Source organism: Shewanella baltica (genome assembly GCF_900456975.1).
In the GTDB taxonomy this organism is placed as follows: domain Bacteria; phylum Pseudomonadota; class Gammaproteobacteria; order Enterobacterales; family Shewanellaceae; genus Shewanella; species Shewanella baltica.
Map to the genome: position 1 here is coordinate 3,224,148 of NZ_UGYM01000002.1, position 25,791 is coordinate 3,249,938.

The following is a 25,791-nucleotide window of genomic DNA, read 5'->3' on the forward strand; positions in this document are numbered from 1 at the left end:
GATGAGGATGCGCTTTTAGAATGGCGACGAGCTCTTTAACCAACTAGGCAACCGTCAAACTGCGAGGCTAACAGGCGCTTGGCGCTTATTAGCCTTGATTGTTAGACTTAGCTTATTTTGACTTAGCTTATTTAGACTTAACTTATTTTGACTTATTGGTGCGAGAACCAAAACCTGACTTATTGCTCACCAAATTAGACTTAGGTTTAGTCGCGTTAAACGGCTTACCTGAGCCAGAAGCAGGTTTGGCACGGCTAGAGGATTTATCGCCAGCAGTTTTGCTGTCCTGCGCTTTACCTTTAGCGTACTTGCCCTGACGGGACTGACCAATAGTGCGATCCTGCGGCGCCTTATGGCTCCACTTTCCAATCGGCTTAATCGGTGCCGCAGGCGCATCACGGTAGCGGGCAGGTAAAGGCGAGCCTTCTTCATAACCCGGTTGTACCGACACGGGCAGTTTTTGCTCAATCAAGGCTTCAATTTCAGCGAGCATTTCATCGTCAGAAGGTGACACGAACGAAATCGCGCGACCAGTTAATCCAGCACGGCCTGTACGACCAATACGATGGATATAATCTTCGGCGAGGAAAGGTAATTCAAGGTTGATCACCATAGGCAAGGCATGAATGTCTAACCCACGTGCAGCCACATCGGTTGCTACCAGCACCCGTAATTTACTGGCTTTAAACTCTTCTAACACCCGATTACGGGCGCCTTGTGTTTTATCGCCGTGGAACACGCCTGCGGCTATACCATCCAGCTTTAATTCTTGCAATAAATGCTCGGCGCTTTCTTTTGTGCTAGCAAAAACCAGTACTTGGCGCCAATTGTTGCGGCCAACGAGTTCTGACAGCAGCTCGGCTTTGCGACGTTTATCAACGCGATACACTTCCTGCACTACTGTAGAAGCCGTTGTCGTGTCAGCAACATTCACCCACTGAGGTTCATTCAGCATTTTCTCGGCGAGTTGTTTGACTGCATCGCTATATGTGGCTGAAAACAACATGGTTTGATGCTGCGGCGCAATTAAGCGTTTCACTTTTTCAATGTCGCGCACAAAGCCCATGTCTAACATGCGGTCGGCTTCGTCGATCACTAAGGTCGTGACGCTCGACAAATCTAACTGGAATTGGCCGATAATATCGAATAAGCGACCAGGAGTTGCCACCAAAATATCAACGCCCTGCTCTACCCCTTTACGCTGGGGATTCATGTTGGCGCCGCCGTAAACCGCTAAGGTTTTCAGTGGCAGGAACTGGCTGTATTTCTGGATGTTTTCGCAGACTTGAATCGCAAGTTCGCGGGTGGGCGTCATCACCAACGCGCGTAAAATCGGTTTATCATTGCTGTCGCTTGTTAAAGACTCAGCCGCCAACTTTTCAAGTACAGGCAGAGCAAAGGAAGCCGTCTTACCTGTACCCGTTTGGGCGCAGGCCATAATGTCTTTGCCTTCAAAGGCAAGCGGGATCACTTTCTCTTGCACTTGAGTGAGTTGCTGATAGCCACACTCAGTTATCGCATTCAAAATAGGAGAAGATAAACCGAGTGTTTCAAATTTCATAGGGACTCTTTAGCTAAGTAGTAAAACTTTGATGCGAGGTGATACTCAATGCCCCAACGCGGGGCCGCGGAGTCTAGCAAAATCCGCGGCGTTTTTATAGGCAATTATCATGTCTCAGTTAATATCCCCTCAGACACGGGAGACTAACGGCGGATCCTGCAGGTATTTTTGGGTAAATTCAGCAGCAGGCACAGGTCTTGAAAACAAGTAACCTTGGCCGTAGTCACAACCTGCTGCCAACAACACTTGGCGCTGCACCTCGGTTTCGACACCTTCAGCAATCACTTTCATCCCCAACTTGTGGGCCATCACAATAATCGCCTCACAGAGAATTTGATCGTTTGAATCGGTATCAATATGGCGGGTAAAAGATTGATCAATTTTAAGATAATCGATATCAAACTTTTTCAGATAGGCGAGTGACGAGTAACCAGTACCAAAATCGTCCAACGACACTTGCACGCCCGCATCACGGTAGGCCAGTAGTTTTTCGGTCACGCCCATACTGGCGTCCAATAACAAGCCTTCGGTAATTTCAACGCACACGCCCGCGCCCGTGATATTGAGATCTTGCAACAACTTCAACCAATCATTGAGCAGTGTGCCTTCATCGCGAAATTGGATTGGGGATTTGTTAACGCTGATTTGGATTTCAACCCCTAACTCATGGCGCCATGCCGCACTTTGACGCGCGGCTTGCTCAAACACCCAATTACCAATTTCAACAATCAGCCCAGTGTCTTCCGCCACCGGAATAAACTCGGCGGGTGACACAGCGCCACGCTCAGCATGGTGCCAGCGGATCAAGGCCTCGGCCTTAGTCACTTCCCCCGTCGCTAAGGCAACAATTGGCTGATAATGCAGTTCAAATTCTTTATTGGCGACCGCTTGACGCAAATCTTGGATCAAGCGCATGCGGTATTTGGCGTATTCCTGCATCGACGGGGTGAAATAGTTGAAACGATTGCGGCCTTGATCTTTCGCCGCATACATAGCCTGATCCGCATGCTTAAGCAGTCCTTCAATACTGGTCGAATCATCGGGATACAAAGTGATCCCAATACTGGCGCTGATGTAAGCTGTTTCTTCCCCCAGCACATAGGGCTCGGCAATTCGCCGCAGAATATTCTCGGCAACACGCTCAATGCCCTTATGATCTTCCATCGAACTTAACACTACAGTAAATTCATCGCCGCCAAGACGCGCGACAACATCGGCATCACGCACGCAGGATTTTAAGCGGCTCGCGGTTTCTATCAGCAGTAAATCGCCCATGGCATGGCCTAAGGTGTCATTCACTTCTTTAAAGAAATCTAAGTCCAAGAACAATAAGGCAAAGTGATTGCGATTGCGGTCAGCGTTTTTCACTTCGCTGCTTAAATACTCCAATAACATGCGCCGATTGGGCAAGCCTGTCAGCGTATCGTAGTTGGCTTGCTTCCAGATCAGATGCTCATTTTGCTTCTTGTCGGTAATGTCAGAAAACAGCGCCACCCGCCGATAGGGATGGCCTTCTTTGTCATTGATGGTATTGATGGTTAACCAGATGACATATTCCTCGCCGTTCTTGCGCCGCTGCCACATTTCCCCTTGCCATTGGCCCTTTTCACGGATCTCATTGTTCATTTGAGTGTAAAAATCACGGCCATTGAGGTCACAATAAAGCAGCCGAATATGTTGATCCCGTACTTCAAATTCACGATAGCCGGTCATCACACTAAAGGCGGCATTAACGGTAATGATCACGCCCTTTTCATCGAGTACACTCATGGCTTCTGAGCTGTTGTCGTATACCAGCGCCGACAATTTCAACGATTCTTCGATAAGTTTTGCGTCGGTAATATCGGTATAGGTTCCGCACATCCGTAGGGCATTATCGTTGGCGTCGCGGCTCACCACTTTACCTGTGTCTAAAATCCAGCGCACTTTGCGATTGAGTGTATTTAGGCGATATTCCATCTTATGTTGCGCCGTTTCGCCGCGAATATGGGCCTCAATCGAGTGCAACACTTTAGGCCTATCTTCGGCGACAATCGCGTCCATCCATTGGCGACTGTTGGCGTTGAGCATATCCACATCGCAGCCAAGAATATCGGCGCTGCGGGCGTTACGTTCGATACGATCATGACGAATATCCCAATCCCATACCCCAAGATCGCTACTGCTCAGCACCAGTTCGAGTTGCTCACGACTAGCAAGTACCTCTTGGTCGGCAAAGGCTTGGGCAGTAATATCTAAATATCCAGCAATAACAAGCAACACGGCGTTATTGCCCCCCCGTTTGCAGGCGACTGTCATATGGGTGTAAACCACGCTGCCGTCTTTCACAATAAAACGCTTATCCATCTCGTAATTATCGATATCGCCTTGCAGCATAAGCTCAAATTTCAGCGCATCGGTTTCTAAATCATCGGGATGGGTGATTTGCACCCACGTCATCCGCAGCAATTCAGCCTCTGAATATTTGAGCATTTGGCATAAACGTGGATTCACCTTTATCCACTTTTGGTCAATCCCCGTTATCGCAATACCAATGTTGCCCGCGTTGAATTGGCTGCGAAATAGAAAATCGTCCTGTAGACGAATTTGTTCATCACGTTCTAACTCAAAACGCCGTGACAACAGGCGGCTCAGCAGCCAAGTCGCAATAGGGAAAATGGTGAGCACAGGTAGGGTGACTTGTTCGAGTAAGGGCATTCCTATGCCATTAGGTAAAAATACGAACCACAACAACATCACGATATGGACAGCATAGGCGAAGAGAAAGATTTCTCCACCTGAAATGTTCGCGAGATAGGATTTACGATATTGACGCCAAATCACCCCGATTAACCCGGATGACACTATCACGCCGACGCCAATCCACATCCCAGCGCCACCAATACTGATGCGATATAGCGCCGTCATCACTACAGCAATAAAGGTTGGCAAACCACCGAAAAAGAGGCCTGAAATACAGAGGATAACCGAGCGAGTATCGAAAAAAACGCCCGGTTGATATATCCAAGGCGTGCTCATGATGGTGATACCAATACCACCGATGAGCATCCCAATAATGATACGCCACAGTAAGAAATACTGCCGCTGATGCTTTTTAGGGATCACGTCGTACAAAAATACCAACGCCAGCAGCAAAGCCGCATTTTGCACTAACGGAAAGAGAATACCTTTATCCATGACTCAGAGAGCGACTCCAATAAATGAGGGGGCTTGATACAATTTTAACATTCCCCTCACTAGTGTAGCAGAATCACTTAGAAATCATGCGCTAATTCCTTTTACCACATCACACTTTGTATATGCTGCATCACACTTTGCAATAGAGTTGTTGACGATATTGTTCAGCAATGGAATGCCAGTCAAAACGCTGTGCCATGGCCGCCGCACGCACCTTTGGCCATGTTTTCCCCTCGAAACAAGCAATGGCTTGCATCAACCTTTGCAAAAATGCTTCGGCTTGCTCGTCTAAGCTATTGCCGTTAAAAGCAAAGCCAGTTACGCCATCCTTAACGGTATCCTTCAATCCGCCCACACCATGCACTAAACAAGGCTGTCCGGCGCGCATCGCGAGCATTTGACTGATACCACAGGGCTCAAAGGAGCTTGGCATCAAGAAGAGATCGCCATGCTGATACAGCGCTTCGGATAACGCCTCGTTATATCCCTGCAAAAATAATAGGTTATCGTATTTAGCCCCTAACGCTTGAAAGGACTTAGCAATCGATGCATCGCCGCTGCCGAGTAAAATCAGCAGCGCCGTCGGTTTTGTTAGCTTCAACGCGTTAAGCAAGGTCTCAAGCACAAATGAGCCCGAGGGCAATTGATGGCGCAGCAGTAAGACTTTTTGATCGGTCAAACGGCCTACCGAAGTGAGTAACAGACTCGGTACTTGCTCTGCCATCGCTTGACGCCAATGGGCTTGCGTGCGCGCAAAGGCAATCATATCTACGCCGCTCACTTGGGTTTGACGTCCCTGCCATTGCACTAACGCAGTCTCAATCGCACTGAGCAATTGCTTGAACTCGGGTACTTGAATACGCGCAGGTGGCTTAGCGGGTAAATCCGATACTGACGAATATACACAGCCATTTAAAATCCCCACCACTTTGCCATCATTAGCCTTGAGCTGTAAGTCATGTTCTAGCCCTTCGCCCCCAAAGAATCCCGCCTCAGACTTGGACGGCTGCAACACTTCTTTGGCGTAACTGGGTGAGACTAAATGCACTTTATCGCTCAGCACTATCCCCATGCGCATTGGGTTAACGCAGTGGGGATAACGGGGATCGGTGATCAGCTGTTTTTGCCCCAGTGTTAAAGACGCAAATAGCTCGGGAAACCAAGCCGCAAACGAGGACGAGTCTTGGCTTAGGGGACGTATCCCCTGCAGCGCCAAATTGTGGATGGAGAACACACACTCAATTTCTTTGAGAGCGCTGAACTCAGGCACAAACGCCCTAAGCATGGCTAAGCAGCCCGCATGCCAATCATGTAAATGCAGCACAGCTGGCATTGGCACTCGACCCGTAGCTAATGCCGTGGCGACACTCGCGCAAAGGAAAGCAAACTTAGTTGCATCGTCGGCAAAAGGACGCTCGGCGCTGCCTTGGCTATAAATTTGCCCAGGAACGGATTGCCATAATGCATGTTCGAGCAAATAAATCATCGCCTCTGGCACTTGAGGATGGGGCATGGCAAACACATGCACCCGCTCCAATCGGCCGCCAAAGGCCACGGTTAACTCACCCAAATCTTGGGGTTGATTCGCGACCGCAGTCAAAAAGCCATAGCTTGGCATAATCACATCGGCGCACAAATCCACACCCGCCAAAGCGTCGGGTAAGTCACGGATCACATCCGCCATACCGCCAACCTTGGCGCCCGCAAGGGCACCGTTTTCAGCCGCGACCATTAAAATGCGTTGTTTCAATTAATTGGATACTCCCGCTACTTCATTTCAGCGGCTTATTAATAAGCTGACTGTACCTAAGCGCTAAATCTAAGGGCTTAATCTGAGAGCTTAATCTAAGTACTTAATCTAAGCACTTAGCTGTGTACTTAAAGCTCGAACTTAAGCCCGTTCCTAAGCCGTTTGTGCTCATTATGCTTCTCGACTCAAAGAATGAATTGCAATGCTATTCATAACCCACTGGTAAACCTAGCATGTCACGGGTCACTAAGGTGACGCCTTTTTCCGACACTCTAAAGCCTTTGGCTCGGTCGTGATCATGGTTATAACCTATCACCATGCCTTCGGGAATAATGCAGCCACGGTCGAGTATCGCATTCTTGATTTTGCAATGCCGCAGCACGACCACATCGGGTAGCACCACTGAATCTTCAACCAATGAATAGGAACAGACACGTACTTCGTTAAACAATACGCTACGGCGCACAGTCGCACCCGAAATAATACAACCGCCCGAGACAATCGAGTCCAACGCCATACCGCGTCTGTCATCGTCATCAAACACAAATTTAGCGGGAGGCAATTGTTCTTGGAAAGTCCAAATTGGCCATTTCGCATCGTACAAATTCAGTGCTGGCGTGGGCGATAACAGTTCCATATTCGCTTGCCAGAAAGAGTCTAGCGTCCCCACATCGCGCCAATAGGCTTGCTCGTTCGGGAAAGCGCTCTTAAAGGGATAGGCGAACACATTATGTTTTTCGATGATCGCAGGAATAATATCCTTACCAAAATCCCGATCTGAGCTTTCGTTTAGGGCATCTTTCTTGAGCTGGTCAAACAAAAACTCAGTGTTAAACACATAGTTGCCCATAGATGCTAAACACATTTCAGGATTACCCGGAGAATGTTTAGGCTGCTGCGGCTTTTCTTCAAAGCCTAAAATGCGCATCTCTTCGTCGACTTCCATCACCCCAAACGAACCCGCCGCTTCGGCAATCGGCACTTCAAGGCATGAGACTGTCATATCTGCGCCCGACTCGGCATGGGCGGCTAATAACCCCGCATAATCCATGCGATACACGTGATCGCCCGACAATACCATTACGTATTTAGGCAGCTCATGGCGAATGATGTCGATGTTTTGGAATACCGCATCGGCGGTGCCTTGATACCAGTTTTCCGAATAGCGTTGTGAGGCGGGTAAAATCTCCACCGACTCGCCTAACTCTTTCTTAAAATGGCCCCAACCGCGCATTACATGGCGGATCAAGGAATGCGACTTGTACTGTGTGACCACACCCACGCGGCGAATACCCGAGTTGATGCAGTTAGACAACGGAAAATCGATAATACGAAACTTACCACCGAAATACAGCGCCGGTTTAGCACGCCAATCCGTGAGTTCATGCAAGCGAGACCCGCGCCCACCAGCTAAAATCAACGCATAGGTTTCACGAGTTAAATTACTGATATAACGAACATTAGACATAGGCTCTTACTCCGAAATCGGCAAACTGATTGCCCATAAATGGCTTCTCGATACGGCAGAAACTGCCGTATTCCCCTGAGTATTTCTCACTTGCATTCCCCATTCCTTCCATTGATTGCTGCATTCCTTTCAAACACTTAACCTTATACTCGTCCGCTATAACAAGAGGACTTATAACCCAGAGCCCAGCCCTTACAGTTTCCAAATTTCATCGCGATAACCCGCGATCGTCACATCACTCGAAAAACGCCCGCTGGCGGCGGTATTGCGAATACTCATCTGCGTCCAAACCTGCGGATCTTTATAGGCCCGCGCCACGGCTTCTTGCACGACTCGATAACTGTCGAAATCGGCGGCCGTCATCCATTGATCGTCGCTGCTTTCGATGGCGGCAATAATAGGATCGAAAATCCCCGGCTCCAGCAGATTGAAATGACCACTTTTGAGTAACTTCATCACCTCAGATAACGCCGGTGAATCGTCAATAATGCTGCGCGGATGATAGTGGTTGCGTACCTCTGAGACCTGCTCTGCATTGAGTCCAAACAGGAAGAAGTTCTCTGAACCCACTTCCTCTAACATCTCGATATTGGCGCCATCCATAGTGCCAATCGTCAGTGCGCCGTTCATCATGAACTTCATATTGCCCGTGCCCGATGCTTCTTTACCCGCGGTCGAAATTTGCTCGGACAAATCCGTTCCCGGGCAGATTTTTTCCATGGCGCTGACGTTGTAATTGGGTAAGAAAGCAAAACGTAGGTAAGGCGTCACCAAAGGATCGGAATTGACCATGTGGGCGACATTGCTGGCGAGCTTGATGATCAACTTAGCCATAAAGTAACCGGGCGCCGCTTTACCGCCGATCAACACGCAACGTGGCACCATGTTTTCGGTGTGGCCTTGTTGGATCTGATGATAGAGATGGACCACATGTAAGATATTGAGCAGTTGACGTTTATATTCGTGAATACGCTTCACTTGCACATCAAACAGCATAGATGGATCGAACTCGACGCCACATTCCTTAGCAATCATCTTCGCCAGCAAAGCTTTGTTGGCTTGCTTCACATCACGCCATTTTTGGATAAACGCCGTGTCCTGCGTGAGGGCATTGAGCGCCGTTAACTGACTCAAATCTGTCACCCATTCTTTACCTAAATGGGCGGTCAATAACTTAGCTAAAGCAGGGTTACAATGGGCAAGCCAACGCCTTGGGGTCACGCCATTGGTGCGGTTATTAAACTTGTGCGGCCACAACTCATAGAAATCCTTAAACAACCCAGATTTAAGCAGTTGCGTGTGTAAACCCGCGACGCCGTTGACCGAAAAACTCGCCACAATCGCCAGATATGCCATGCGCACGTGGGGATGGGGGCCATCTTGAATAATCGACATACTCGCCAGTTTGCTAGCGTCCCCCGGCCAATGGTGGGCGACTAAATCTAAGTAGCGGGCGTTGATTTCATAAATGATTTCTAAAATACGCGGCAGCATCTGCGCCATCATACGCACGGGCCAACGCTCTAGTGCTTCTGGCAATAGGGTATGGTTAGTGTACGCCATGGTCTGGCTGGTAATCGCCCACGCACTGTCCCATTCCAAACCGTATTCGTCGATCAATAACCGCATCAACTCAGGCACGGCAATGCTGGGGTGAGTGTCGTTCAGCTGCATCACATTTTTAGCGGCAAACTGGGTGAAATCATGACCATGACGACTCACCCAACGTTTGAGCAAATCTTGCAAACTGGCGGAGGATAAAAAGTATTGCTGACGTAATCGCAGCTCTTTGCCGTTCTCGCTCGCATCATTGGGATAGAGCACCATAGTGATCTGCTCGGCCAAGTTTTTACGGGCCACGGCTTCTGTGTAGTCGCCTTGATTAAACTCAGCTAAATCAAAATCATCGGTCGCTTCGGCCTTCCACAATCTCAGGGTATTCACCCGTCCATTGCGATAACCGGGAACTGGCATGTCATAGGCGACGGCGAGCACATCTTGGGTTTCAACCCAAATAATGTGCCTGCGACCCTGTTTATCGACATAGGATTCCGTGTGGCCAAAAAACGGCACTGTCACGTTGTGGGTCGGCACGCGCACTTCCCACGGATTGCCTTCGCGCAGCCAACGGTCGGGACGCTCAACCTGATAACCGTCGACTATCTTCTGGGCGAACATGCCATATTCATAACGTATGCCATAACCCGTCACGGATAAGTCCATGCTGGCGCAGCTATCAAGGAAACACGCCGCCAATCGACCTAGGCCGCCATTACCTAAACCGGCATCATGTTCGGCTTCTTCTAACTCTTCCAGCGATACTGCATAGTTGCTCAAGGCATCACGGCTATCTTGTTGTAAATCTAAACTCAGCAGTGCATTGCCCAGCGCCCTGCCCATCAAAAACTCAAGGGATAAATACGCCACTTGCTTGCGCTGAAAATGGCTGTCATCCACACGGGTCTGACGCCAATTGTCTAGCATCTGTTCTTTGACGCTATAGGCCAGCGCTTGAAATAATTCGCAGCTCACGCCTTCGCCACGGCTGAGTCCATAACGTAAATGGCGCTCAAAAGAAGCGGGCAAGGCATCGCAGGGCTCGCAGGGTTCAACGACTTTAGGTTTGGCCTGACGCTTAGCTGGCGCCTTCTTACTTGCCGCTTTTGGCGCGGATGATACGGTTTTTTCGCTGGTATTTGGACTCAGTTCGCTTTCGTCAGTCATAGTTAATTCCTTCATTTCTTGAAAATCAAATCAGCATGAAAAAGCATGAGACTGCGATCTTGCAGCAAGTATCGCGTCGTAGAGATCTGAGCATCCAGCGGCTCAGTTTGGGTATGGATCAGGCATTGCCACGGACTCAAGTGCTCAAAAGTCGGCGGCGTAAATGCCAAAGGATTATCGTCGGCATTGACCATCAACAATAGAGCTTGCTGCTTACCTTGGCCTTCTAAGTCACCAGAAAGCACTACAGATAAACTGCGGCACATAGACTCAGTCCACAGGCTCTTGGTCATTTGCTCACCTTGACGACTAAACCAATCTAAGCGAGCACCGGTATCGGCTAAAGATTCGGCCAATAACTGTTCATGAATGAAGCGTTTAGCGCATAACAACGGGAAACGTTTGCGCAGGGCGATAAGCTGCTGAGTAAAGGCTAACAGCTCAGTGTCCATGCCCTTTGCCGACCAATCAAACCAGTTCAGTTCATTGTCTTGGCAATAGGCATTATTGTTACCTTGCTGGGTGCGGCCCGTTTCATCGCCGCTCAACAACATAGGCACACCTTGGGATAAAAATAGCGTAGTCAATAAGTTACGTTGTTGACGACTGCGAAGTGCCAGAATTGCGCTATCTTCGGTTTCCCCTTCAATCCCATAATGATGGCTGAAGTTTTCTTGGTGGCCGTCGCGATTATCTTCCCCATTCGCTAAGTTGTGGCGCTGGGTATAACTCACTAAATCTTTGAGGGTAAAACCGTCGTGACTGGTTAGAAAATTAAGACTGGTCGCGGGTGGACGGCCGCCATGCTCGAAGAAATCCCCTGAGCCGTGAAACCGCCTGGCAAATTCGGGCAACATGCTGTGATCGCCGCGCCAGAAGCGGCGCATAGTGTCTCTGTATCTGTCATTCCACTCGCTAAAAGCCACGGGAAAATTACCTAATTGATAACCGCCAGGGCCAATATCCCAAGGCTCAGCAATCAATTTTACTCGGCACAACACAGGGTCTTGCAACAGCGCATCGAAGAAACCTGAGCCGGGATCAAAACCATAGGCCTCGCGACCTAGGCAGGCCGCTAAGTCGAATCGAAATCCATCGACGCCCATGATTTCTACCCAGTAACGCAGCGAATCAAGCACGAGCTGCAACATACGTGGATGGTTGATATTTAAGGTGTTTCCGCATCCCGTATCGTTAATGTAAAAACGCTTATCATTCGGATGCAGGCGGTAATAACTGAGATTATCTATGCCACGAAAACTAAAGGTTGGCCCAAGTCGACTGCCCTCGGCGCTGTGGTTATAGACCACATCGAGGATCACTTCGATACCCGCACCGTGGAGTGCATCCACCATAGCGCGAAACTCACCAATATCGTCGGATGACAGATAACTCGGCTCAGGGGCAAAAAAGCCAATACTGTTGTAACCCCAATAATTGGTAAGCTTTTTCTCGAGCAAAAATGGTTCAGTAAAAAAGGCCTGTACTGGGAGTAACTCGACGCACGTCACCCCAAGTTCGGCCAAATAATCGATAGCAGGCTGAGTCGCCAAGCCCGCAAAGGTGGCGCGTTTATTAGGCTCAATCTCAGGATGCGCCGCCGTAAAGCCTTTAACGTGCATCTCATAAATGATGCTGCGCTCTAGGGGTTTAGGCTGAAACCTCGTCGCAACGGGCTGAATCGACTGCTTAGCGGCGATGTCGATTAATGGACGAATGTCCACGACTTTACATTTTGGGACATAGGCAGCGTTATCTAACTTACTGAAAGATAAGTCTTCATCCTTGTGATTCAGCTCGTAACCATAGTTAGACTCATGGTCGATATATTCACCGACCAGCTGGCGCGCATAGGGGTCGAGCAATAACTTATTGGGGTTAAATCTGTGGCCAAGCTGAGGCTCATAGGAGCCATAAACGCGATAGCCGTAGAGTTGCCCCGCTTTAAGCCCCTGCACAAACACATGCCAGATTTGCTGGGTTTGTTCAGTTAACGCAATCCGCGCGACTTCTTGCTCGCCATTGTCATCAAATAGGCATAACTCGACCGCTGTCGCGTTAGCTGAAAATAACGCAAAGTTGACGCCATCCCTCTCGACACTCGCACCGAGCGGAAAAGGCTCACCTGCGCCCAAGGCCCATTTCTCATTTTGAGAAGGGTTATGTTTAGCGTCAGGGTTGAGCTTGATATCATCAGCCGTGGGCTTTTGCATACTAGTTCGCCTCAGCCAATCCAGTTGCAGGCCCTATCACTAGGCAACCCAAGGGCGGCACAGTGATCAGCGCGCTCTGCGCCATGCCCTGCCACGGCAGCGACTCAGCAACGACAGTGCCCGCATTACCTTGGTTACTGCCACCATAAATCTGGCTATCGCTATTCAGGTATTCGCGGTAATCCCCCGCCAAGGGCAAACCAATACGGAACCCAGTGTGCAATTGGGGCGTCATATTGATGACAAACACTAACGGCGCATCACCCGCTAAACCGTAACGCACAAAGGTAAAGATGCTATCCCGGCTATTTTCACAATCTAGCCAACTGAATCCTGCTCCCTCGTAATCCTGAACCGATAAGGCAGGCATGGCTTGATATAAGTGATTGAGATCTTTAAGCCAACGTTGCACACCTTGGTGCGGTTCATAGGCCAATAAGTGCCAATCTAAACTCTGGTTATGGTTCCACTCATTTCGCTGACCAAACTCGCAGCCCATAAAGAGTAATTTCTTACCGGGATGCCCCCACATAAAACCGTAATATGCACGCAGGGTCGCAAATTTCTGCCAATCATCACCGGGAATTTTATGTAGCAACGAGCCCTTGCCATGAACCACTTCATCGTGACTCACGGACAACATAAATTGCTCGGTATAGGCGTACATCAAACTGAAGGTCAATTGATGATGGTGGAATTGGCGGTAAAGCGGATCTCGGCCTAAGTAGCTTAAGCTGTCGTTCATCCAGCCCATATTCCATTTAAAGCCAAAGCCGAGACCTTGCTGATCCGTCGGCTTAGTCACCCCCGCAAAAGCGGTAGACTCTTCGGCGATCATGCAAATGCCGGGGAAAGCTTGGTACAGGCGTTGATTCAAAATCTGTAAGAAACTGATGGCTTCGAGATTCTCCCGACCACCATAAGCATTGGGCAGCCATTGGCCCGGCTCGCGGCTGTAATCGAGATACAACATAGAAGACACGGCATCGAGACGCAGACCATCAAAATGAAACTCCCGCAGCCAGTAACAGGCATTACTCAACAAGAAGCTGCGCACTTCACCGCGATCATAGTTATAAATCAAGGTATCCCAATCGGGATGTGTGCCCTTGCGAGGATCTTCATGCTCATACAAACAAGTGCCATCGAAACGCACTAAGCCGTGGGGATCCTTAGGAAAATGCGCCGACACCCAATCGAGGATGATTCCAATTCCCGCCTGATGGCAGGCATCCACAAAGGCCTTTAATCCATTGGCATCACCAAATCTGTGGGTCGGTGCATAGAGACCCACAGGCTGATATCCCCACGAACCATCGAAGGGAAACTCGCTGATCGGCATCAGTTCAATGTGGGTAAAACCTTGCTCCTTCACATAGGGAATAAGCTGTTCAATCAAGTCTTGATAATCAAGATATTGCTCGCCTTGATCCCCCTTACGACGCCACGAACCTAAGTGCACTTCGTAGGCCGACATGGGCGCTTTATGCCAAGCAGTCGCCGCTCGCTTACTCATCCAAGCGGTATCATTCCAACTGTGATGGGCTTTTGGGGGCACGATAGAAGCATTATGGGGCGCGCATTCCATTTGAGTCGCCATGGGGTCGGACTTGGTATGACGCTCACCATTTTGATAAACCAAATCAAACTTATAGTGGGCGCCTTCAACCACATTAGGCAGAAATAGCTCCCACAAACCATTGGCAAGATGTTGGCGCATTACATGGCAAGTATCGTCCCAATGGTTGAAATCCCCCACCACAGAGACCCGTTTGGCATTGGGTGCCCACACACAAAAATGCACACCTTCAACGCCTTGGGTCTGACGCCAGTTGGCGCCTAAAAACTCATAGGCGCGCTCGGCGCTGCCTTCACCAAACAGGTAAATATCGTCACTATTGAGCAGTGAATCAAACTGATAAGGGTCGACTATATCTAGCTGACACAGGGGGTATTCTACCCGCAGCAAATAGAGAAACGGTTTGACGCGTCGCCCCAGCGTACCGGCGAACAATCCCTGCTCGTTAACTTTGTCCAGACTCGCTACTTTGCGGCCATCTTTAATGCTGATCACATCCACACTGATTGCATTACGTAAAAAACAACGAACAATTAATGCCTTACCCTCGTTGGCACTGTGCATACCCAAGAGCGAAAAAACATCAGTGTATTGACCATTAAGTAGGGCGACGTCGGCGCCATCGTAAAAATAGGCATTGGCTTGAGTCATCATTTTTCTTCCGTTTATCAGTCAATTAAACTTGCAAATTGGCACTCTTTATCCGCATAGCACACCCTAAACATCGAACCTTTAGGGATGGCTTAATGTGGCACTGGATCAGCAGCATTAGCTCGGCAGCTGTCTCGCCGCAGCGATATTTTGTAATCGCTGCAGTATCTCCGGCGAAGCCGACACTTGCGTTAAACTCAGCGGCAAGCGCCGCTGCCAGTTAGGATATTCGAGCCAAGTGCCGGGAATGTTCACCGCATGGCGATCGGCTAATAAATCACACAGTTGCACGCTGTACAGCGCACTATTTCCGCGAGCCCCTAGGGTCATCCAAGCCGTGAGCAAGGTTTGAATATCGAGTTCGGCTATCGTCACCTCGGCTAACAGACCTTGAGCGACTAACAGTGAAATAAGCTGCTGCTTTTCATGTTCACGCCCAGCCAGCGCCTCACCCAATTGGTCGTCAGTTTCAAACAGGGATAACTGTCGACGCAGGTGCAAATCGCTGCCACACCACCAAGCCACTAAGGTCGGTACATCATGGTTCGCCAGCATCATCAGGCTCTGGGACTTGTATTGATCCGGTGATTTAAAGCCTTGATGGTCTTTGCAGAAATAGAACAATTCGTTGGAGTAAATGCCAGAAGTGTAGAGACGATGAATAATGTCCGGTGGCACTAGACCTAAGTCTTCACCAATCACCACACAGCGGGCGCGTTGACTCTCAAGGCAAACGATAGCGAGCATGGTTTCAACGGGATAATACACATAGGCACCGTGGCCGAGTTGTTTATCCAGTGGCCACCACCAGAGGCGCAGTAAGCCCATCACGTGATCGATACGCAAGGCGCCACAGCTTTCCATATTGGCGCGGATCAAGGCGATAAAATGACTGAAATTATGTTGTTTTAACTTCACCGGATCGAGGGGCGTTAAGCCCCAATTTTGCCCTTGGGGTGCAAAGGGATCGGGCGGTGCGCCGATACTGGCATTCAAACAAAACTGCTCGGCATTGGCCTGTACTTCACTGCCCTGCAGCGCTGCGCCAACGGCCAAATCACGGATCAATCCCAGCCCCATGCCCACTTCTTTCGCTTTTAGCTGGCAAAGGTGTAACTGGTTTTCGGCCACAAATTGCAGGTAAAGATAGAAACCTTCCTCTTGTACAAACGCTTTTGGGCTACGTAAGTATTCCGCTTGAGCAAACTCTTGCAGCGCAGTGCCCTGCTCACGCACAAACTCATGGAATCTTTGCGCTCTGGGCGTGTCGTTTGCTAAATGGGTTTCACAAAAAACGCGATATAACTGCTCAAAGGCACGGTATTTGAGCTCACTCACCTTAGGATAATCGAGCCAATTGTCACGATTCAGTAAGGCGATGGCCTCTATCCAAGTCGCGCTTGAAAATTCAGTGGTAAGTGCTTGGTATTCAGGAACGCTTTGTAATTGAATATAAAGAGGATTAAGTCTGCGGCGATCGCACGGACTATAGGGACTCGGATGCTCTGGCGCCGCAATGTCGAGGGCATGCAAGGGATTGAGTTGAATGAAATCCGCGCCCTGCGCCGCCACCAGCGCGATCAGTTGTTCTAAATCGCCAAAGTCACCAATGCCCCATTGGCTCTCGCTTCGTAAACTGTAGAGTTGAACGCTGATCCCCCAAGGTTTATGGCGTTTACCTTGGGCGACAGCCGTGAGTACGCCTTGATAAGCGGCCCGCGGTGCGACCATTAAGGTGCCAGAAAACAAAGTGCTGGTATCAGCCTCTGCCGTCACACTGCTCTGTAGCGCTGAGCTTGGCGCTGGTGCACTTATCTCTAGGGCATGTTTTAAGCTTAAAGCTATACGATGAAAGCCCAAACCTAACACAGAGAAATCACTCGCATTTTTGTCAGCTGCATGCGCAAATGAGTCTTGGTTTTTGATTAAGGCAGGGTTGTTAGTGAACTCTTGGCTGCTCAGGAAATAAGACGCTAAATTCACCGCCTCAGTCTCAGCGGGCATTGAATGTTCAGGGGAAGCTTGGGTCTTAGCCTCAGCTAAATCGAGGCGTGCTAATCCCAGTTGCGTAAGATCAAGGCGATAGTGGAGATAAAGCGTTTGTTCAATGCGGTAATCGCCAATCGACTTAAGCGCCGAGAACGGCACATCAAATACGATAGACTCACCCTGTTCGCATTCAATCGCCACACTCAGATCTGAAGTATAGGTTTCAGGTAAACAAAGGCTTATCCAAGGTTCATCCACAAAACACCAATGGAATTCGGGCAACACCTGAGTCCAAGGACGGGCATCCAGCAAGTCAATTTGTGAGGCGATCAGCGCTTCGGTCAATACCGCATCGACGTTAGTCAGCCCAGCATCACTCGATAACGCCTCTGTAGCAGAAGCATCAATGGCAGTCCCTGCCACAGTGTTTTTTCCCTGTAACATACAGGTCAAGATACCTTGCCTGTCTACCTCGGAAATATGGATCTCTTGGCCAAAACAATCAGTAAATTCTGCTCCAACCCCCCGCAAATACAGCAACTTTTCCAGCCCCATATTTTGTCGCCCCCGCGACCGCTCATCCATAGCTTTAGATATACAGTAACCATGCCAACCAAAAGTAACAAGAAGATGACATAAATATTTCAGAGAAATAACAAAAAACTTTTTCAAAAAATCAGTAACTTACTAGAAGCACTCAGTTAAGTTCGCGCGCAGTGACAATCGAAATAATAAACATGGAACGCACCAACTTGGGGCATGCGTTCAGCAAGAGGGCAAGCATGCTTCTCAAGGCCTTGACGAAAAGCAGTAACGAGAGGCAGTTACAAAAGACAAGCACTAAGCAGGGAACTAAGGCATAGAAATAACATGACAGGCGTAAGACATTTATATGTCATAGCATTCGAACTAAAACCCAATGAATAAGACCCAAAACATATCGACTAAGGAGTTCGGTGCAACACTTTGTATCAATTACACTTTATAACTTGAACAGCCTATCTCTCCTCTGTCAACATCTCATCTCGCTACAGCGTAGAAACATAATAACAACATTAAATTCATGGAGCCTGCTATGCCCTCGCTTATCCGCCAAAGGCTCGCTCGATGGAACGCTAAAGCAGAAACTCCCCAATGATGATTGAGAATAAGGATATGAAATGAAGAAGTTATCAGGATTACTGTTTGTCGGCTGCATAGCCTTAACCGGTTGTGAAGGAAGTACAGATGGTGATCTAACGCCGACGCCACCGACGCCCGATCCCACTCCGCCAGCCTTAGCTGCGGATGTATGTTATTTAATGAAAACCACAAAAGGCGATATCACACTCGCCATTGACTTAACGAACATGCCAATCACAGGTAAAAACTTTAAGCAGTATGTTGATAAGTCTTTCTATAACGGCACCTTATTCCATAGAACCGTTAATAACTTTATGATCCAAGGCGGCGGTTTTACCACAGGGCTCAAAAGCAAACCAGGCGATGCCCCAATCAAGAATGAAGCCGCAGTCGGTATTAGCAACAAACGTGGCACTATCTCCATGGCTCGCACGGATGACCCTAATTCTGCAACATCACAGTTCTTTATCAATGTGTTAGATAATCCACATTTGGATTCGTCTGCGAGCAATTATGGTTATGCCGTGTTTGGCAAAGTGGTTGACGGCATGGATGTGGCGGATCAGATAAGCATAGTTCCAACAAAAAGTAGCGGTGGTTTTGCCAACACGCCAGTACAAGAAATCCTGATTAACTCCGTGGCTACAACAAGCTGCCCTGCAGCTTAAGTATGTAAAAGACGCACAGCTAAACGACATCGAGTTAAAAGCAAAAAAGCACTGAATTTTCAGTGCTTTTTCATTTTATAAACTAATCGATTTTAACGTCTAATCATTTAAAACATGATCTAAACGATTACTCGTCGCCTTGGATCTTCCCGACCAAGAGCATAGGCGCCGCATCAATTTTATCGGCGTCCATCATAGTCGCGATACGCTCAACGGCAGAGAGCAATTGACTCTGCTCCCATTCTTCAAGATTCTGATAACGCTTAATAAAATGATCCTGTAACGGTTTAGGCGAGTCCTGTAACAGCGCTCGTCCCGCATCGCTAAGGTATAAATGCACCTTACGTTTATCAGTCTCACTGCGCAAACGGATCACTAAACCACGGCCCTCGAGACGATCGATAATGGTCGTCACAGTCGCAGGGCTCAACGTGATCTCTTTCGCCACAGTTTTCGCCAATGGCGCATCCAATTGGGCGATTTTTTGCATCACCATCAATTGCGGCCCAGTTAAACCTGAATGTTTGTTCAGCTGGCGAGAATGAATGTCGATAGCGCGTATCACTCGACGCAGCGAAATGAGCAGTTGTTCGTACTTTTCCATAATGTCCCGTCCCAGTTGTCCAGTGCACCTTACCAGAAAGCGCGACTGAACTCACCAAGAGGAAGCACTTTTATGGTAAAAGTCCCTTAGATTACAACATGAATTGACGCGATACCGACAACACTAGGCGCTCGTCACTGGTATCTAAGTTCATGCTGGTATCTTCAGCAGCAAGGCTGAAATCAAAGCCGCTCCAGCTGGTCATATAGGCAACGCGGAAGTGATTAAAGGATTTACCGCCATCCCATGGCCATTTGTCTTCATCGAGTGACGTCGAGCGGTCAACACTGAAGCGAATATCATGGCCTTCGGCAACGCTAATCGTATGGCCGAGCAACATAGTGTAATGTCCGCCGCCCAAACCAAAGTAGTCCCATGTGTAGGTTAACTTAGCTTCAGAGTGGCCAAGTGAAGTGTCATAACCCAGCTTGCTATACAGCTCAGGATAGTTGTACTCATCGGAGAAGGAATCGCCGTGGTAGGTGTAATAGGCCAGCCCAACATCGAGACTCAATTGTTTATTCAGCTGATAGTACTTACCCGCATAGGCATCGAGCTCTAACCAAGTATCATCGCTACCACCAAAGTCGACGTTCGAGGTAAAGCCGCCCACGTACCAGCCCGAATCAAACCCGTAATCCAGACTGCCTTGCAGTGCTGGGCCGTTGTCCGTTTGGCTGACACCGTTAAAAGTGTAATCCGACGTCGCCGTCACAGTGGCCGATAATCCGGCATTCGCCGCAGTCGACATCAATAACAATCCGCCGGCGACAAGATAAAAACATTTTGATTTCATTATTAATTTTTCCATTAGTTAGCTAGCTCAATTTTAGTAAAGTCGATTTTGTTCTCTTTTGGCGAGCGCTCAATGGCACGAACTGTTTGAAATTGCGTCATCATGATGTAACCAAAACAGCTAAAGATCAGGCCCAGTGCGATTGCACCAACCCATTGAATTTGAAGAAAGTCTAATTGAAAGAGTAATGTCAGACTGCAGAGCAACACTAAGTTAAAGCTGACATATTTAAGCTTGCCTAAACGCTCAATCGTCAGATTAAGATTGTCGGTATACAGGCGTACCAGTGAGTCGAGTGAGTTAATCACAAAGGTCACCCCTACAATCACCATCGCCAGATTATAGAAGCCCGAGGTATCTAACCCATTGGCGCTGTAGTAATAAAGCACGGTGAACCAGATAGCGATAGGGATAGACGGAAACACCATCATGGCCAGCAACACTTGGTAGGTTCTCATCCCGCCGACAAAGCGCGAGGTAAATTGACCAATCATAATGCTCCACGCAAACCACCAGAACAGATAAAACTCATGGTAGTCGTTGATGGGTAAAACAAAATGTTGAATATTGCCGAAGTAGTCACCCAGCATGGCAAAGGTCGTAAAGAACTCGCCCACACTCGAGTCAGCCGATAAAAATGCATTGGCCCACATCATGGCAATTAAACCCAAAAATAACCAAGTGCTCGATAAGCTCAAAATACGCACATAACGTATGCTAGTACTGGAATATACCGCCGCAGCGATGACCATAAATACAATCAAATAGAAGCTACCGATTATGGTTTCACCATCACCTAATTCGGGTAAATACCAAGGTAAATTGCTGAGTAACAAATAGGCGGTAAAAGCACAGGTGCCAATTATCACAATGTTATTGATGAACTTGACCCAAGGAATGTCGAAAAACTTCACCCTAGGTTCAATCACACAAAAATAGAAACAGGTTAAAAAGTAGAAACCCCAAATCAAAAATGCCCAAAAGCCAAACTCAATCGCCAGCGGATTGGTAAAGCCGTACTCGGGACTCGCCGCCACATTGGCGTAACCGGCAAACTCGGTCAGCGGAAACATGATCAAGCCGACATCAAGGCCAGAGGTGAACAGAATCGCGATAAAGGTAAACGTACGCACAGGCGTCACCCCGATACAGCGAATATTACCCCAGCGATAAATCACAAACGCAATCGCGGCAAAAGTGAACAGTATTCCTGCGGATAATAACCAGGTCATAGGGTGCACTCCGCCCCAGTCGATACTGGATATAAGTAGGCATGAGGATATGAATCCATAAAATTTAACTCCATGTTTTTATTTAATAATAAAAACTGAATCATTTTTAAAGGCAGCACTCTGCCCTCAAGCCTTAAATATCGCTACTTAAAAAGCGCTCTGCGATAGTTAAACCCTGATAGATGTTCAGTCGTGAAAGCGGTCATTTGCACACTCACTGCGGGCTGACCGACCCTTTAGATAAAATGAATCATGACCCTTATTTTCAGTAATCAATTAATGAGTTTTGAGTCATCAATTAATGCGTCACTTAACATTGAAGCCGCCAGTCCATCGATAAGACGGACCGAGCAGGCATGTTGTGCACTTATGGCGTTAACTTGTGCCGTTAACTTGTAGCTGTGCTTCTTTGTGTGGTTTGCCAAGCGTCGGCAACCACAACGGCGCAATCCGCCGGCGCTAACATCTCAGCCTCTAAAATCATATCCGCGGCGCGCTCAGCCAACATGATGGTCGGCGCGTTCAAATTGCCGTTCGGGATAGTCGGGAAAATAGAAGAATCCACTACCCGTAAATTCTGCAAGCCGTGCACGCGGGTTTCAGGATCCACTACGGCCATCGCATCTGTGCCCATCTTGCATGAACAAGAAGGATGATAAGCACTCTCAACCGATTGACGCACAAAGGCATCGATTTGCTCATCGGTTTGCACTTGCGTGCCGGGTTGAATTTCCTCACCGCGATACTCATCGAATGGCGCTTGATTGATGATCTCACGGGTTAAACGCACGCAGGCTCTAAAGCCTTCAATATCATCGGGATGCTGTAAATAATTGAACTGGATCTTAGGCGGCGCTTTAGGATCTGCCGATACTAAGGTCACGGCACCACGGCTTTTAGGCTTGTTATGCCCTACATGCACCTGAAAACCATGCCCCGCAAAGGCTTCTTTACCATCGTAGCGCATAGCCGCAGGTAAAAAGTGGTACTGCAAATCTGGCCACTCGAGGCCCGCTTTTGAGCGAATAAAACCACAGGATTCAAAGTGATTCGTGGCCCCTAGGCCTGACTTATCTAAAATCCAACGGGCACCGATTAAGAACTTGCTGAATGGATCTAACTTGCCATTGAGTGAAATCGGTTTAAGGCATTTGAATTGGAAATAAAACTCTAAATGATCCTGTAAATTCTGACCAACACCGGGCAACTCATGTTGTAACTCGACCCCAGCATCGGCCAATACTTGGGGATCGCCAATGCCTGATAATTGCAGCAAATGCGGCGAACCTATTGAGCCAGCAGCTAAAATCACTTCTTTATTACAACGAATATCTTCAACTTTGCCTTTGTGCTCAATGCGAACGCCAACGGCCGCTTGCCCTTCCAATAACACTTTATGCACTAAAGTGTGGGTCAACACGGTAAGGTTACGTCTGGCCATCGCCGGGCGTAAATAGGCATTAGCGGTAGACCAACGCACGCCTTTTTTGACCGTCATGTGCATAGGGCCAAAACCTTCTTGCTGCGCTGCATTATAATCGGCGGTCGATAAATACCCCGCCGCGATGCCCGCATCCACAAAGGCTTGGTATAAGGGATTTTGCATCTGGTTGCCGTTATTCACGCCTAACGGCCCAGACTCGCCGCGATACTCATCGCCACCAAAGGCCCAGGTTTCTGCCTTTTTAAAATACGGCAAGCAATGGCTGTAATCCCAGTTGGTCGCCCCTTGCGCCTGCCACTCATCAAAGTCTCTGGCATGACCACGGACATACACCATGCCGTTAATCGACGATGAACCGCCAAGCACCTTGCCCCGAGGACAATGCATCTTGCGATTATCTAAATGCGGCTCAGGCTGCGTCTCAAACTGCCAAGCATATTTAGGGCTGTTCATCGGAATAGATAACGCCGTCGGCATCTGAATAAAGATGCTCTTATCGCTGCCACCGGTTTCTAATAACAGCACTTCGTTTTTAGGATCCTTAGACAGACGATTAGCGAGCACACACCCTGCAGAACCGGCGCCGACTATGATGTAGTTATAATATTTTTGCTGGAGTGAATGGGCCAAAATGCCTCCTTAAAATGGGCTTTCTAAGGGCTGTAGACCCACGTAAACGGCTTTAACTTGGGTGTAATGCTTGAGTGTCTCGCTACCGTTTTCACGGCCAATACCCGACAGCTTATACCCACCTACTGGCATTTCGGCTGGCGATGCACCATAGGCATTGATCCAACAAATACCTGCTTGTAACTGATGAATAACTCGATGGGCACGGCTGATATCTTGAGTGAACACCCCAGCGGCTAAGCCCATGGCGGTATTATTTGCCCGAGCAATCACTTCGGCTTCATCTTTAAAGGTGAGTACCGACATCACAGGGCCAAAGATTTCCTCTTGGCAGATGCGCATCTCGTCGGTGCAATCGGTAAAAATGGTTGGGGCGACAAAGTAACCATTGGGTGCATTATCTGGCGTTAACGCTGTGCCACCAGTGAGCAAAGTTGCGCCGTCGTCGATACCTTGCTGAATATAATCGAGCACTTTTTGCTGGTGGTCTTTGGAGATCAACGCGCCAAAGTTAGTCTCTGGCGCCATAGGATCGCCCACCACAATATTGGCTTGGGTACGGGCGAGCAGCTTCTCAATAAAGCATGGATAAACTGACTCATGGACAAACACTCGCGTCCCATTAGTGCAGACTTCACCTTGGGTGTAGAAGTTACCGAGCATGGCACCGGAAACCGCATTGTCGATATCAGCATCGTCAAACACGATAAGCGGTGATTTACCGCCGAGTTCCATAGTGACGTCTTTTAATGAACTTGCCGCCGCGGCCATGACTTTTTTGCCAGTACCGACTTCACCAGTGAAAGACACTTTGGCAATATCCGGATGTCCCGTTAACCAAGCGCCAACCTTGCCATCGCCCATCACGACGTTAAATACGCCATCGGGCAAACCCGCCTCACTTAAGAGTTGCGCTAATTTCAGTGCGCCAAGCGGCGTTTCTTCCGAAGGTTTAAAAATCATTACATTGCCGCTGGCTAAGGCAGGAGCGGCCTTCCAACAGGCGATTTGTAATGGGTAATTCCACGCGCCAATCCCAGCACAAATGCCTAAGGGCTCACGGCGGGTGTAATAAAAATCCCCACCGACTTGCTGCTGCGCGCCTTCAAGCCCAGGGGCAATATGGGCGAAAAACTCGATGGCATCTGCGCCTGTGACCACATCAACCACGGAGGCTTCTTGCCAAGGTTTACCTGTGTCGCACACTTCGATTGCCGCGAGCTCATCATTACGGGCGCGCAATAGCGCAACCGCGTTTAATAGAATACGACTGCGTTCGGTGGCACTCATGGCAGACCAAATCGCAAAGCCTTTTTTGGCGCTCTCGATGGCCGCTTGCTGAATTTTTTCATCGGCCACTTGCACTCGATACGCCAATTGCCCAGTGGCAGGATTGACGACGTCGAAGGTTTCGCCGCTATCGTTAGCGAGCAACTGACCCGCAATAAAGTTGTACTGTACTTCTACTGACATGTTTTGACTCCATGCTGCTTTATCACATTGTGGATAAAGGTTTTGCATAATTTTTCGGCCTGAACAAAATCCTGCTCAGGGGTTTCACTTAAAGCGCTGCGTAACCAAAATCCATCGATCATCGCCGCCGTTTGCTCAGCAGCCATCAGGGCAAACTCTTTGGGCAACACTTGCCGAAAGGAAAAATGTAAGTTGCTGTATAAGCGGCGACTATTAATATTCTGCAAACGGGCTAACTGGGGATCGTGGACGGCTTGTGCCCAAAAACTCAGCCAAGTGTGAGTGACATTTCGTGAGCGCTGTAACTCGGTAAAATTCGCTTCAACTATCATCATTAAGCGCTCTGTTGGCGCCAACACTTGTCCTTGGATTCGATTGAGCAACGCCTGCTTTAACTGCTCGAGCAAGTGGCGTAGCGTCGCTTGGATCAAGCCCTGCTTACCACTGAAATAATGACTGATGATCCCCGACGACATCCCCGCCAACTGACTAATGCTGTTGATGGTCGTGTGCTGCAATCCATGCAAGGCAACCGATGCTAATGTCGCATCGATAAGCTGCTGTCTGCGTATCAATTTCATTGCGGCTTTAGGCATAAATACTCAAGGAATAACCACTCTCTCAATACTCTGAACGACGTTAATTGAACGTTCAATTAACAATCATGATAATGATTAGTGATGTAACTATCAACCTAAAATAGCACAGTG

The 25,791-nt window shown here is 48.6% G+C and carries 15 protein-coding genes; 1 reads left to right on the plus strand and 14 read right to left on the minus strand.

Translation table 11 applies throughout. From position 1 onward, the window contains the following. Positions 1-142: 142 nt before the first annotated feature. The 8 genes from DYH48_RS14555 to malQ form a co-directional block, all read right to left on the minus strand. The gene (locus tag DYH48_RS14555) at positions 143-1,561 is read right to left on the minus strand and encodes a DEAD/DEAH box helicase (protein ID WP_115335200.1); all 1,419 of its coding nucleotides are present in this window, start codon (positions 1,559-1,561) and stop codon (positions 143-145) included. A 129-nt stretch (positions 1,562-1,690) separates the two neighbouring features. Then, positions 1,691-4,738 carry an EAL domain-containing protein gene (locus DYH48_RS14560; protein WP_115335201.1) on the minus strand — a complete coding sequence of 1,016 codons (3,048 nt, stop codon included), beginning with the start codon at positions 4,736-4,738 and terminating at the stop codon, positions 1,691-1,693. 130 nt (positions 4,739-4,868) lie between these two features. Beyond that, the gene (locus DYH48_RS14565) at positions 4,869-6,488 is read right to left on the minus strand and encodes a glycogen synthase (protein ID WP_115335202.1); all 1,620 of its coding nucleotides are present in this window, start codon (positions 6,486-6,488) and stop codon (positions 4,869-4,871) included. Between the two features lie 205 nt (positions 6,489-6,693). Further along, positions 6,694-7,956, minus strand: a complete 1,263-nt coding sequence (gene glgC / locus DYH48_RS14570) for a glucose-1-phosphate adenylyltransferase (RefSeq protein ID WP_012088651.1) — start codon at positions 7,954-7,956, stop codon at positions 6,694-6,696. A gap of 192 nt (positions 7,957-8,148) precedes the next feature. Next, positions 8,149-10,680 carry a glycogen/starch/alpha-glucan phosphorylase gene (locus tag DYH48_RS14575; RefSeq protein WP_115335203.1) on the minus strand — a complete coding sequence of 844 codons (2,532 nt, stop codon included), beginning with the start codon at positions 10,678-10,680 and terminating at the stop codon, positions 8,149-8,151. An 11-nt stretch (positions 10,681-10,691) separates the two neighbouring features. After that, the gene (glgX, locus tag DYH48_RS14580) at positions 10,692-12,893 is read right to left on the minus strand and encodes a glycogen debranching protein GlgX (RefSeq protein WP_172481194.1); all 2,202 of its coding nucleotides are present in this window, start codon (positions 12,891-12,893) and stop codon (positions 10,692-10,694) included. 1 nt (position 12,894) lies between these two features. After that, positions 12,895-15,126, minus strand: a complete 2,232-nt coding sequence (gene glgB, locus DYH48_RS14585) for a 1,4-alpha-glucan branching protein GlgB (RefSeq protein ID WP_172481195.1) — start codon at positions 15,124-15,126, stop codon at positions 12,895-12,897. A 114-nt stretch (positions 15,127-15,240) separates the two neighbouring features. Then, entirely contained in the window at positions 15,241-17,667 is a 2,427-nt protein-coding gene (malQ, locus tag DYH48_RS14590) for a 4-alpha-glucanotransferase (RefSeq protein WP_115335204.1), read from the minus strand. A gap of 605 nt (positions 17,668-18,272) precedes the next feature. On the opposite strand from malQ, the gene DYH48_RS14595 reads away from it, so the two are divergent. Further along, the gene (locus DYH48_RS14595; protein WP_115335205.1) at positions 18,273-18,902 is read left to right on the plus strand and encodes a peptidylprolyl isomerase; all 630 of its coding nucleotides are present in this window, start codon (positions 18,273-18,275) and stop codon (positions 18,900-18,902) included. A gap of 127 nt (positions 18,903-19,029) precedes the next feature. Here DYH48_RS14595 and DYH48_RS14600 read toward each other — a convergent pair whose 3' ends face one another. The 6 genes from DYH48_RS14600 to betI all read right to left on the minus strand — a co-directional run bounded on the left by DYH48_RS14600 (position 19,030) and on the right by betI (position 25,677). Continuing rightward, positions 19,030-19,506 carry a MarR family winged helix-turn-helix transcriptional regulator gene (locus tag DYH48_RS14600; RefSeq protein WP_011846259.1) on the minus strand — a complete coding sequence of 159 codons (477 nt, stop codon included), beginning with the start codon at positions 19,504-19,506 and terminating at the stop codon, positions 19,030-19,032. 91 nt (positions 19,507-19,597) lie between these two features. Continuing rightward, positions 19,598-20,302: a TorF family putative porin gene (locus DYH48_RS14605; protein WP_115335206.1), complete on the minus strand. Its 705-nt coding sequence runs from the start codon at positions 20,300-20,302 to the stop codon at positions 19,598-19,600. A 14-nt stretch (positions 20,303-20,316) separates the two neighbouring features. Further along, on the minus strand, positions 20,317-21,534 hold the full coding sequence (locus tag DYH48_RS14610; RefSeq protein ID WP_115335207.1) for a BCCT family transporter: 1,218 nt from the start codon (positions 21,532-21,534) through the stop codon (positions 20,317-20,319). A 388-nt stretch (positions 21,535-21,922) separates the two neighbouring features. Further along, positions 21,923-23,608, minus strand: coding sequence for a choline dehydrogenase (gene betA, locus DYH48_RS14615; protein WP_115335208.1), 1,686 nt, complete (start codon positions 23,606-23,608; stop codon positions 21,923-21,925). A 9-nt stretch (positions 23,609-23,617) separates the two neighbouring features. Beyond that, positions 23,618-25,081 carry a betaine-aldehyde dehydrogenase gene (betB, locus tag DYH48_RS14620; RefSeq protein ID WP_115335209.1) on the minus strand — a complete coding sequence of 488 codons (1,464 nt, stop codon included), beginning with the start codon at positions 25,079-25,081 and terminating at the stop codon, positions 23,618-23,620. Continuing rightward, entirely contained in the window at positions 25,072-25,677 is a 606-nt protein-coding gene (gene betI, locus DYH48_RS14625) for a transcriptional regulator BetI (RefSeq protein WP_012588214.1), read from the minus strand. The genes betB and betI overlap by 10 nt, the downstream gene beginning before the upstream one ends. Between the last annotated feature and the right edge of the window lie 114 nt (positions 25,678-25,791).